Below are 11,512 nucleotides of genomic sequence, written 5' to 3' on the forward strand. Positions count from 1 at the left end.
CTGAAAATAGATAATAAGTGCGCGAAAATATGTCGTAAGTGAGTAAAAATAGGTAATAAGTTTCAATGGTGGAAATAATGCAATTAAGAAATCGACACAAAATCGACAAAACCAATCCTCTAATTAAGTAGGATTATTAAAAGTCCTATTGAAATTATTCTAAAAAATATACTTAGGAGGTATCATTTTGTTTGAAATGGATCTTACTCCCCCAACTTTCTTGCTTCAAGCGCAGGTATTAGCAAGTCGGATTCCAGAAACTCATATAAAGATGCCGGAAATTAAGTCCAAGATAAGAATTTTAATGTCAGGTTATAATGGAGAAAAAACATTAAAATACTATTTGGAACAAATTCCTGACCACAAGTACCATATCTTTCACGGCCTCCGCTTACCAATTGGCAATACATTCTTCCAAATCGACTTTCTGCTTCTATCACAAAAATTAATTCTGATTCTCGATGCAAAAAATCATTCGGGAATCTTACAGTTTGATAAAAATCAATTAATCCACGAATTTGCGGGCCATCGAGAGGTTTATGAAAATCCTATTGCACAAGTGAACAGACATAAAATTTCATTAAGGTTTTTATTTGAAAAATATAAAATACCTCAAGCCCCCATCGAAAATCTCGTTACAGTTTGCAAGCCCTCCACTGAAATACATATCAGTCCTGGCTACAAAGAGGCCGAGCATAAAGTCATTAAAGCATATAATTTGTTAGCAAAAGTTGATGAATTAGAGGGGAGGGATAATGAGAAAAAGATTAATCAAAAGACGCTTAACCAAATAATAAAATTATTATTAGAACTACATACTCCACAAAAAATTGATATCCTCAATTATTTTCAAATTGGAGAAGACGAATTAATACATGGAGTTCAATGTCCAAGATGTTTATATATCCCCATGGATTATAATAGAGCACGATGGATATGTCCCAAGTGCCTTTTGTTTTCAAAAGATGCCTTTTTAAATGGAGTAAATGATTACTTTTTTCTGATAAAATCCTCATTTACTAATTCTGAAATAAGGACCTTTCTTCTCATGCCATCATCAAGAACAACCACTGCAAATCTTCCTAAACTAAATCTTCCCTATACAGGTACAAAAAGAGACCGCATCTACCACCAACCACACCCATTTCCTTAATCTGCTAATCATCTTTTCCCTCTAAAAACAAACAATAAAAAAAACAAAATAGGGGGAGCATGGATGAAAAAACTTATTGGCAGCATAATGGTGCTGTTTTTGCTTGTGCCGGCTTCAGCCAGCGCAGCGGTTTCTAATAAACCCATCCACTGGGGCTTTAAAAAAGCTGTGGATGAGCAGCCGGCAGAGGCAGGCCCAGAATATGATGAACTGCTAGCGAAATACGGGGCTTTTTATAAGGGGAGCCCAAACAAAAAGATTTTGTACCTTACCTTTGATAGCGGATACGAAAATGGATTTATGCCAAAAATTCTTGATGTATTAAAGAAGGAAAAAGTACCAGCTACCTTTTTTGTGACAGGGCATTTTTTAGAATCACAACCTGAGCTCACAAAACGAATGGTAAAAGAAGGTCATATCATCGGCAACCATTCCTACTATCATCCCGATTTTACTACGGTAAGTGATGAGAGAATCCGCAGAGAGCTTCAAAAGGTTAAAGAAAAAACAAGAGAAATAACAGGGCAAAAAGAAATGAAATATTTACGCCCTCCGCGTGGGGTTTTTAGTGAAAGAACAATGCAGGTTGCGAAAGAGGAAGGGTTCACCCATGTATTCTGGTCTTTAGCCTTTGTGGATTGGAATGTAAATAACCAAAGGGGCTGGCAATATGCATATGACAATATCATGAACCGAGTCCATCCCGGCTGCGTAATTTTATTACATTCGATTTCACAAGACAATGCCGACGCACTTGAAAAAGCCATTAAAGACCTGAAAAAGAAAGGTTATAAATTTAAAAGCCTCGATAAATTAAAATGACCGAATTTCGCCTGGAATTCGGTTTTCCCCTTTCATTGATTTTTCATGCTATAATACGGGGTAAAATAATAAAGGATGGATCCTCCCGTGTGGCAAGATGCAATCCAAATTGATGGACCTTATAATTTTGACAGTGTATTACAAAGACATACGCCAGATCCATTAAAACTGCTAGACTTAGAAAAACGAACGATTAGAGTTCCAATCATTATCGCCAAAAAAGCACAGGTAGTGGATATAACGGCAACAGGGACAACGGAAAAGCCAGCTTTCGTCCTGAACGGAAAAACTGACAAAGAAGCGGCAATCAAAAGGGTGTCTGAAATTTTTCAATGGAAAGTGCCTTTGGATAAAATTCACAACCATTTTCAACAAACGGACCTCAAGGAAATATTCAACCTGTTCATCGGAACGCCACTTGTGCTCGATTTCGACCTTTTTGGGAGTCTTATCAAATGTATTATCCACCAGCAGATTAATATGACCTTTGCCTATACTCTTACTGACCGATTTGTTAAAACCTTCGGCTATGAAATCGATGGTGTATGGTTTTTTCCGGAGCCTGAAACAGTAGCTGGTCTTCAAGTGGAACAATTACGCGAACTGCAGTTTAGCGGCAGGAAGGCAGAATATATCATAGGAATCGCAAAAGAAATCACCGAAAACGGATTACATCTAGATGTTTTGAAAAATCAACCCGATGAAGCGATTTTTGAACAACTAACAAAAATCCGTGGGGTCGGAAGATGGACAGTCGAAAATTTCCTCTTATTTGCACTTGGGAGGCCAAACCTTTTTCCGCTTGCGGATATTGGAATTCAAAATGGATTGAAAAAGCTCTATCAACTTGAGAAAAAACCAACCTTTGAGGAAATGGAACGTTATAAACAAGATTGGGAGCCCTATTTAAGCTACGCTTCCTTGTATTTATGGAGAAGCATCGAATAATTTGGAGTTGAATTTATGAAAACCGAACAAAGTATCAAAATTGAACCAAAACAGACCTTCCCTTTGACCATCAAAAGGCTTGGTATTAACGGTGAAGGTGTCGGATATTTTAAAAAGCAAGTGGTGTTTGTGCCTGGTGCACTCCCGGGGGAAGAAGTGGTCGTGGAAGCTACTAAGATTCACCCTAAATTTGCCGAGGCAAAGGTTAAAAAAATTCGCATTCCGTCGTCAAACCGGGTAAAACCGCTCTGTCCTGTTTATGATCAGTGCGGGGGCTGCCAGCTTCAGCATTTGCACTATGATCAGCAGCTTAAGGAAAAACGCGATATCATTATCCAAGCGCTTGAACGCCATACAAAGCTCAAACCCGAAAGCCTCAATATCCGTGAAACAATTGGTATGGAAAACCCATGGGGCTACCGTAATAAAAGCAGCTTTCAAGTTGGTGAAAGAGGGGGCAAGGTCCTTGCGGGATTATATGGACTCAATTCTCATCAATTAATTAATATCGAGCAATGTGCGGTCCAACATTCGCATACAAACGAAGCGACAGCCAATGTGAAACAAATTTTAGAGGAATTAAAGATACCTATTTACAATGAAAAAACAAGAAAAGGAATCGTCCGAACCATTGTTACCCGTGTTGGCATTCAAACAGGTGAAGTTCAAGTTGTATTAATCACTTCGCAAAAAGAACTGCCGAATAAAGAAGTTATCATTCAAGAAATTCAAAAACGGCTGCCAAACGTCAAATCGATTGTTCAAAATATAAATGGAGAAAAAACCTCACTCATTTTTGGAGAAGAAACACAAAACCTAGCCGGTGAGGAATTTATCCAAGAAACTTTAGGCGATCTGCAATTCGAGCTTTCAGCGAGAACATTCTTCCAGCTAAATCCTGTTCAAACTGTTAAACTTTATAATGAAGTAAAAAAAGCAGCGGCCTTGACAGGCAAAGAGAAAGTAGTCGATGCTTATTGCGGTGTAGGGACTATTGGATTGTGGCTTGCGGATCAGTCATTAGAAGTCCGCGGGATGGATATCATTCCTGAGTCTATCGAGGATGCTAAGAAAAACGCAAAACGTCATGGATTCACTAATACAAAATATGTCCCGGGGAAAGCGGAAGAGGTCCTGCCAAAATGGGTAAAGAAAAGCTGGAAACCAGACGTTATTGTCGTAGACCCGCCACGAACAGGTCTGGACAAGCAACTATTGCAAACCATTTTACAGGTGAAACCGGAAAAGCTGATTTATGTATCTTGCAATCCGTCAACCTTAGCCAAGGACATTCAAACATTAAGTTCAAAATATGAAGTGAAATATGTCCAACCGGTGGACATGTTTCCACATACCGCGCACGTGGAAGCTGTCGCGAAAATAGTACTTAAAGAAGGCAACTGACCCTTTGGGCATTGCCTTTTCTTAATTACCACCACTCCTGTGTAGACACAAAAGAAACAGGGACATCTTGCTTTTTAATTTTGGGATAAGGAGTTGGCCTGGGATCCCATCATGAGAGGATTTGAATTTGAAAATGATAGATAATTTTTGGCGTGATTTACCACGACCATTTTTTGTACTTGCACCAATGGAAGATGTGACAGATGTTGTTTTTCGTCACGTAGTAAGTGAGGCTGGTCGACCGGATGTATTTTTCACAGAGTTTACAAACTCGGATAGCTATTGTCATCCAGAGGGCATGAAAAGTGTGCGTGGCCGTTTGATTTTTACAGAAGATGAACAGCCAATAGTGGCACATATTTGGGGGGATAATCCCGAATATTTCCGCCAAATGAGTATTGGCATGGCAGAGCTAGGATTTAAAGGCATCGATATTAATATGGGCTGCCCTGTACCGAATGTGGCATCGCGAGGAAAGGGTAGTGGCCTTATTCTGCGTCCAGACGTTGCGGCAGAACTTATTCAAGCAGCAAAAGCGGGCGGACTGCCTGTCAGCGTGAAAACACGACTTGGCAATAATGATGTAAATGAGTGGGAGGGGTGGCTAACGCATATTTTAAAACAGGATATTGCGAACCTTTCTATTCATTTACGTACAAGAAAGGAAATGAGCCAAGTAGATGCGCATTGGGAGCTAATTCCGGAAATCAAAAAATTACGTGATCGTATCGCACCAGATACGCTTCTAACAATCAATGGAGACATTCCCGACCGTCAAACTGGGCTGCAGCTGGCTGAACAATATGGTATTGATGGCGTTATGATCGGGCGAGGTATTTTTAAAAATCCTTTTGCTTTTGAAAAAGAGCCAAAAGAACATAGCAGTAAAGAATACCTTGATCTTTTAAGACTGCAGCTTGATCTTCAAGATCAATATGCGGAAGTCCTGCCGCGTTCAATCACAGGGCTTCATCGCTTTTTCAAAATTTATGTCAAAGGATTCCCTGGAGCTGCTGAATTAAGAAATCAATTGATGAACACGAAATCAACAGATGAAGTGCGTGCATTGCTTGATAACTTTGGAAAAGAATGTTGATGGGACGGGGACAGTAATAAACCCACCAGCACCCTTGTGTTGCCACATACACTCTGCACACGTGGAGTGAAACACAACTTATTATAAAGAAAGACAACTAACCCTTTTTGGGCGTTGTCTTTTTTTGTTTCGTATTACGGCGAAAAAAATATAAAATTTAGCCCATTCTTTAAAGAATGGGCTTTTTATGGTTGGTAGGATATTAGTCCTATTTAGACGAAGGTTCAATCCCAATATTACTCGACATAATCCGTTAAACTTCGGGTTGTGACAGAAAACTTTTTCTACATAAAATTACAATTATATTACATTAGCGACAGATTCATTGTTTTTCGGCCCATTGAATTATAAACTAGGAATATATTAGTAATTTGATAAAATGATAGGTTACATAAGGAGATTTTGTGATGATTAAGAAACTATTAAAATATACGTTATCGGCTGCCGTCCTTGCCTCTATGATTCAAGTAACACCTACTTTTGCTAGTCCAAATGATTCAACAGTGACACAAGGACAAATCGATGAAACAAAAGGACAAATCGATGATTTTGAAACAAAGATTCAACAATTAGATGACCGAATCAGCCTTTCAATGGAGAAAAGCCAAAAGCTAAACGAAACTATTAATTCACAACAAGGAAAAATAGTAGAAACAGAGGCTGACATTGAAGAAGCTAAAAAGTCTTTAGATAATCACAAAAAGGTCTATTCTGAACGGCTGAAAAGCATTCAATTAGAGGGTAAACAGTCACTCGCTACATACGCAGAGCTTTTACTTTCGTCTCAAAATATTTCTGAGTTTTTAACCCGTTTCACAGCTATTTCGAAGATTATGGAAACTGACACAGACCTGCTGAATGGTTTAAATCAAAAAGAACAAGAATTAAAGAATGCAGAGCAAAAATTGCATAACGAATTAGACCAATTGAAAAATAGTCAGGAAGAATTAGTTGCGGCACAACAAAAGATTGAACAAGATAAACAAGAAATAGCAAAGGAATTGGCAACCGCCAAAAACAAATTGCAAAACCAACAGGATCAATTAGCTGAACAAAAGGCTCAGCAGGAAGCGGCGCGACAGGCGGCTCTATTAGCACAGCAACAAGCGCAACAAGCACAACAAGCACAACAAGCACAACAAGCACAACAAGCACAACAAAAGGCTAAACAGCATACTTCAGTAAACAAAGGTTCAAAAACATCAACACCAGCTTCTGTAGCAGCTATCCCAGCTAGCTCAGGGGATGCAAGTGCAGTTATTGCTTATGCTAAACAATTTTTAGGTGTCCCTTACGTTTGGGGCGGGTCAACACCAAGCGGCTTTGATTGCTCTGGATTCACTTCCTATGTGTTTAGAAATTCAGCCGGCATTAATCTTCCGCGAGTGTCACGTGACCAACAGAATGTTGGAACGAGAATTTCCCCGAGTCAAGTACAGCCGGGAGATTTAGTATTCAGGGGTAACCCTGCCTATCATGTAGGCATTTATATTGGCAACGGACAATATATCCATGCCCCGCAAACAGGTGATGTTGTAAAAATTGCTAAATATGATCCATCAAAATTTTCTAGTGCTGCAAGAGTATTGCGATAATAGTATCCCAAAAAGCAAAGGAATCATAAACGATTTCTTTGCTTTTTGCGTTTAAATTTAAACTTTGAACAAATGGATATCCATGAATAGATTTGAAAAAAATAATAGGGAAAAGGAGGCTATTCCTATGGATTTAAATTTTTTTAACAAAAAAAATGAGGAACAAGAATCATTTGAACAAGTTCTAGAACATTCAATCGAAGTGGAAGAAGATCTGATGAGGACCTACTTGATTACGGCAGAGAGGGTACACGACGACGATGATGAGTTAAAGGAGCGGTTAGAAAACTTTGCCGAAGGAAATGCGAAAAGGACAAAACAGCTCCTTGATGAGTTGAACGATCAAAAAGAAAAATAAACGGATTAGGACCCTCACAATAAAGTAAGGGTCCACTTTTTTTAAAGCTATTTATTTTTGACCGATTAATTCCTTCTTATCAACGGATTGCTCTGCGGCAAGATAGTCATGGACAACTTTCGTACGAGGCAGAGAAAGGTCGGTGAGAATATGCGATGCCGACACAATTTCGAGCACAGGTAAATCTGCCATTGGTGCAAGTGCATGTGCAAAGAGCTGCAGGCGGGCAGGGGAGGTCCAAGCGCCTTTAATCGTAATATCTGTAATTTCGCCGCGAACTAGCTCACAAATTCTTGGTTTCCCATCCTGGCCTCGAATTAGCTTTAGCATAAAATAGGGTTTGCAAATCTCTTCCCGAGCCTGCTCTAAATCAATTTGCTGATGCTTATATCCCATAGTAGCGGTAGCCACTCTTAAAGTCCCATAATCCAGCGTTCCGACTAACGTATCTGAATCTATGTAAAGATTTGGTTTTCCAAGTTTTTTCGGGTAAGCTCCAACTTCTCTGCCTGCCGCAATCGCAGGGTGGTTATCCACGTACATGGAGTGAACATAGTCCCCTTTTTCCCCGTTGAAACTTACAGGGATAACTTGACCAGACTCCGTGTAAGAGCCTAAGCCGGTTACGTCCGGCATGCGGATTAACTCGAACTTAACAAGCGGTTCATCAATTTCTAATGGTTCTGGAACAATTTTTCTCAATGCTTCTTTATCAGTACGATAAAGAATGTTCAAATATTCCCGGTTATTAAACCGATATGGTCCACGGGGAAATGCAGGAGCATCTAATGGTGTTGAGATTTGCTTAGCAACTTGATCTAGTTTCATATTAATTCTCATCCTTCCTTTGATCCCGGGTCAAAACTCGGAGATAATATTATTTATTAATGGTCTAAATGAAAAATAAATTTAGACTAAAAAAATGCCGAAATGAAAGGGAAACACAATAAGAACAAAGAAGAAATTTGTCGAAACTTTTTTCGAAAATTATTTATTTAATAACAATTGACAGAAAATTTATTATTTTGTTTAATAATAACATACCAACCGGTCAGTATCAATACGAAAAACAACAACAAAGGAGAATGGATGATGAGCGCTACAATTAATCAAATTGAAACACATGTCCAATTTTTATCCGCTGAAGAAGCTGTTAAACAAATTCCTGAAGCAGCTAAAATTATGGTGGGTGGTTTTGGCTTTCCCGGGATGCCTAGATACCTATCAAAGGCTCTAATAAATAAGACTAACCTACATAACCTTACTCTTATCATGAATAGCCTAGGCAGCGTGTCTGTCCTAAATGATTTGTTTGTTCAAAACCGTATCAAAAAAGTGATTGGCAGCTTCTTTTCAACTAATAAGGATTTAGTAAAGGCTTATCGTGAGGGGAATGTAGAGATTGAGCTGTTGCCTCAAGGTACGTTTACTGAAGCCATTCGACTGGGAGGAGCAGGAATCCCAGCCTTTTATACTCCGACTGCCGCGGGTACGGATTTAGCAAAAGGAAAAGAAATTCGTGTCTTTAATGGCCGCGAACATGTTCTTGAACATTCTTTAACCGCTGATGTAGCAATCATCAGGGCACATAAAGCGGATAAGGCTGGTAATCTTGTCTATAAAAAAACGGCTCAGAATTTCAATCCAGTAATGGCGACTGCCGCGAAGCTGACAATTGTAGAAGTAGATGAAATTGTTGAAATTGGAGAGCTTGATCCAGATTCAATCGTTACACCATTTATCTTTGTGGATATCGTTGTGAAGAGGGAGGAAATTTAAAATGAGTGATTCAATCAAGCATTACATTGCATGGCGATGTGCACAAGAATTAAAATCAGGTGTTGTGAATCTTGGAATTGGAATCCCTACCTTGGTTGCAGATTATTTACCGAAGGGACGGATCACCCTTCATTCTGAAAATGGCATTCTTGGGGTTGGACCTGAGCCGGGGCCAGATGAGATCGTACCGAACGTCGATCAAATGGACTTGGTAAATGCTTCAGGTGTACAACCGATTACGGCTTTGCCTCATGCCTCCTACTTTGATAGTTCCCTATCTTTTGCAATCATGCGAGGAGGACATTTGGATGCTACTGTAATTGGTGCCCTCCAGGTATCTGAAGGCGGGGATATTGCAAGCTGGGCTGTACCAGGGAAGGATGTTCTCGGGGTAGGTGGAGCAATGGACCTAGTTATTGGAGCTAGACGAGTAATCGCGGCCATGACTCATCTTTCACCTAAAGGAGAACCGAAGATTCTTCAAGAGTGTACCTATCCTCTTACTGCAAAGAATAGGGTGGATACCATTGTCACCGAATATGCCGTATTCAAATTCCGTGAGGGGCGTTTATGGTTAGTAGAATTGGTAGATGAACTAACCTTTGAACAATTGAAGGAAATGACACCTGCTTCATATGAAATTGCAAATGATTTTCAATGGGTTCAAAGAAAAGAATTAATAGAACAAGAGCTTGTCTTAAAATAATCAAAAGGCTGTTGATTCGCTCAACAGCCTTTTAACTTTAATTAACGTACACCTTTCATGAAGCTTTGAATCTTTGGTGATAGAATAAATAGGATAATACCAAGAGCAATCGAAGCTCCACCGATTACACCGAAGTAAGTCATTTCGGTTTCTGGTGTATAGAATTTAACAATTTGTGCATTAAGAGCTTGTGCTGCCGCACTTGCTAAGAACCATAAGCTCATCGTTTGTGCTGAGAAGGCAGCAGGTGCTAATTTTGTAGTTGCTGATAATCCAACAGGTGATAAGAGTAATTCGCCAAATACGCAAATTAAGTAACTTAAAACAAGCCATAATGGGTTAACTAATGAATCTGCACCGCCAAGGTAAGCAGGTAACAGGATAACAAGGAATGATACGCCAGCGAAAAATAATGATAATGAGAATTTCTGAGGAATCGTCGGTTGGCGTTTTCCTAATTTTACCCAAATTGCTGCAAAGACAGGTGCAAAAATGATAATAAATAATGGGTTTAAAGATTGGAACCATGCAGGAGAAATGTGGATTCCCGCAAAGTTCAACTGTGTGCGAGTATCTGCATAACTAGCAAGGATCGTTGAGCCTTGCTCTTGAATTGACCAGAACATTACAGCAGCAATAAATAACGGAATATAGGCAATGACCCGTGAACGTTCTACTGCTGTTGTTTTAGGGCTGCGGTACATGACAATGAAATACATGGTTGGAATCAAAATACCAAGGATAGTTACTAGATTGATAAAGCTCTCAAATGTTAACATTCCCATTGAAACTAAAACAACACATAAAACAGCAATAATGACTGCACCTAATCCAATAATTGTGAAAACTTTTTTCTTTTCAGCAGGTGACAATGGATTATGAACCACTGTACCAGCAAGGCCGAGATTCTTTTTCTTTGTTAAAATAAATACGATTAATCCTAAGAACATCCCTACAGCAGCAATACCAAAGCCTAAATGGAAGCTGTAATCCATAACCGATCCAACGATTAACGGTGATAAAAATGCCCCTGAGTTAATCCCCATATAGAAAATAGTAAAACCTGCATCACGGCGGTTGTCCTCTTCACTGTACATTTCCCCGACAACAGTGGATACGTTTGGCTTCAGAAGTCCAGTACCTAGGACGATTAATACCATCGAAAGGAAGAACATAGAAACGCTTCCTGGTATGGCAAGAACAATATGACCGAACATGATTAATATACCACCGTAAAAAACGGCTTTTGATGTACCAAAAATTCTGTCGGCTAACCAACCGCCGATAATTCCGGACATATAAACGAGTGATCCGTAAATGGACATGATGGAAAGAGCGAGGGTTTTATCAATGCCCAATCCGCCTTTGGAAACTTCGTAGTACATATAGAATACGAGAATCGCTCTCATTCCATAGTACGAGAAACGCTCCCAAAACTCAGTGAAGAACAGTGTGAATAACCCTTTCGGATGCCCAAAAAATCCCCTTTGAGGTACACTGTCCACAATTTTCTGTCTATTCAAGTCTGACATCTTACTACCTCCTTTTTTACTATTTTATAATACTTTTTTTGTTTTGAATCGTCAAAAACTTTTTTTGGAAATCAAAAATGTAAGCGATTTAAAACCTTGATAATAGTGGGTTTCCGAGG

The 11,512-nt window shown here is 39.3% G+C and carries 11 protein-coding genes; 9 read left to right on the top strand and 2 right to left on the bottom strand.

Going from position 1 to position 11,512, the window contains the following annotated elements:
* The first annotated feature begins 196 nt into the window (after positions 1 to 196).
* The 7 genes from V7161_RS24910 (at position 197) to V7161_RS24940 (ending at position 7,376) form a co-directional block, all read left to right on the top strand.
* Complete coding sequence (locus V7161_RS24910) at positions 197 to 1,153, top strand: nuclease-related domain-containing protein (RefSeq protein ID WP_335715513.1); 957 nt, start codon at positions 197 to 199, stop codon at positions 1,151 to 1,153.
* An 87-nt stretch (positions 1,154 to 1,240) separates the two neighbouring features.
* Positions 1,241 to 1,975 (top strand): delta-lactam-biosynthetic de-N-acetylase, encoded by a 735-nt coding sequence (gene pdaA, locus V7161_RS24915; RefSeq protein WP_420491661.1) that lies wholly within the window; start codon positions 1,241 to 1,243, stop codon positions 1,973 to 1,975.
* 87 nt (positions 1,976 to 2,062) lie between these two features.
* Positions 2,063 to 2,923, top strand: a complete 861-nt coding sequence (locus V7161_RS24920) for a DNA-3-methyladenine glycosylase family protein (protein ID WP_335715505.1) — start codon at positions 2,063 to 2,065, stop codon at positions 2,921 to 2,923.
* 15 nt (positions 2,924 to 2,938) lie between these two features.
* Positions 2,939 to 4,327, top strand: coding sequence for a 23S rRNA (uracil(1939)-C(5))-methyltransferase RlmD (rlmD, locus tag V7161_RS24925; RefSeq protein WP_335715506.1), 1,389 nt, complete (start codon positions 2,939 to 2,941; stop codon positions 4,325 to 4,327).
* 133 nt (positions 4,328 to 4,460) lie between these two features.
* Positions 4,461 to 5,423: a tRNA dihydrouridine synthase gene (locus tag V7161_RS24930; RefSeq protein ID WP_335715514.1), complete on the top strand. Its 963-nt coding sequence runs from the start codon at positions 4,461 to 4,463 to the stop codon at positions 5,421 to 5,423.
* A gap of 407 nt (positions 5,424 to 5,830) precedes the next feature.
* Positions 5,831 to 7,018, top strand: a complete 1,188-nt coding sequence (locus V7161_RS24935) for a C40 family peptidase (RefSeq protein ID WP_335715507.1) — start codon at positions 5,831 to 5,833, stop codon at positions 7,016 to 7,018.
* Between the two features lie 127 nt (positions 7,019 to 7,145).
* Complete coding sequence (locus V7161_RS24940) at positions 7,146 to 7,376, top strand: hypothetical protein (protein ID WP_335715508.1); 231 nt, start codon at positions 7,146 to 7,148, stop codon at positions 7,374 to 7,376.
* A gap of 51 nt (positions 7,377 to 7,427) precedes the next feature.
* Here the strand turns inward: V7161_RS24940 and V7161_RS24945 are convergent, their stop codons facing one another.
* Positions 7,428 to 8,204: an acetoacetate decarboxylase gene (locus V7161_RS24945; RefSeq protein ID WP_335715509.1), complete on the bottom strand. Its 777-nt coding sequence runs from the start codon at positions 8,202 to 8,204 to the stop codon at positions 7,428 to 7,430.
* 261 nt (positions 8,205 to 8,465) lie between these two features.
* Between V7161_RS24945 and V7161_RS24950 the strand changes: the two genes are divergently transcribed.
* Together V7161_RS24950 and V7161_RS24955 are read left to right on the top strand one after the other, a co-directional pair.
* On the top strand, positions 8,466 to 9,155 hold the full coding sequence (locus V7161_RS24950) for a CoA transferase subunit A (RefSeq protein ID WP_335715510.1): 690 nt from the start codon (positions 8,466 to 8,468) through the stop codon (positions 9,153 to 9,155).
* Between the two features lies 1 nt (position 9,156).
* Positions 9,157 to 9,861 (top strand): 3-oxoacid CoA-transferase subunit B, encoded by a 705-nt coding sequence (locus tag V7161_RS24955; protein WP_335715511.1) that lies wholly within the window; start codon positions 9,157 to 9,159, stop codon positions 9,859 to 9,861.
* Between the two features lie 41 nt (positions 9,862 to 9,902).
* Here V7161_RS24955 and V7161_RS24960 read toward each other — a convergent pair whose 3' ends face one another.
* A complete protein-coding gene (locus V7161_RS24960; RefSeq protein WP_335715512.1) occupies positions 9,903 to 11,393 on the bottom strand; it encodes a peptide MFS transporter in 1,491 nt (496 codons plus the stop codon).
* Positions 11,394 to 11,512: the final 119 nt, after the last annotated feature.

This window comes from Neobacillus drentensis, assembly GCF_036965425.1.
Classification (GTDB): Bacteria; Bacillota; Bacilli; order Bacillales; family Cytobacillaceae; genus Neobacillus; species Neobacillus drentensis_F.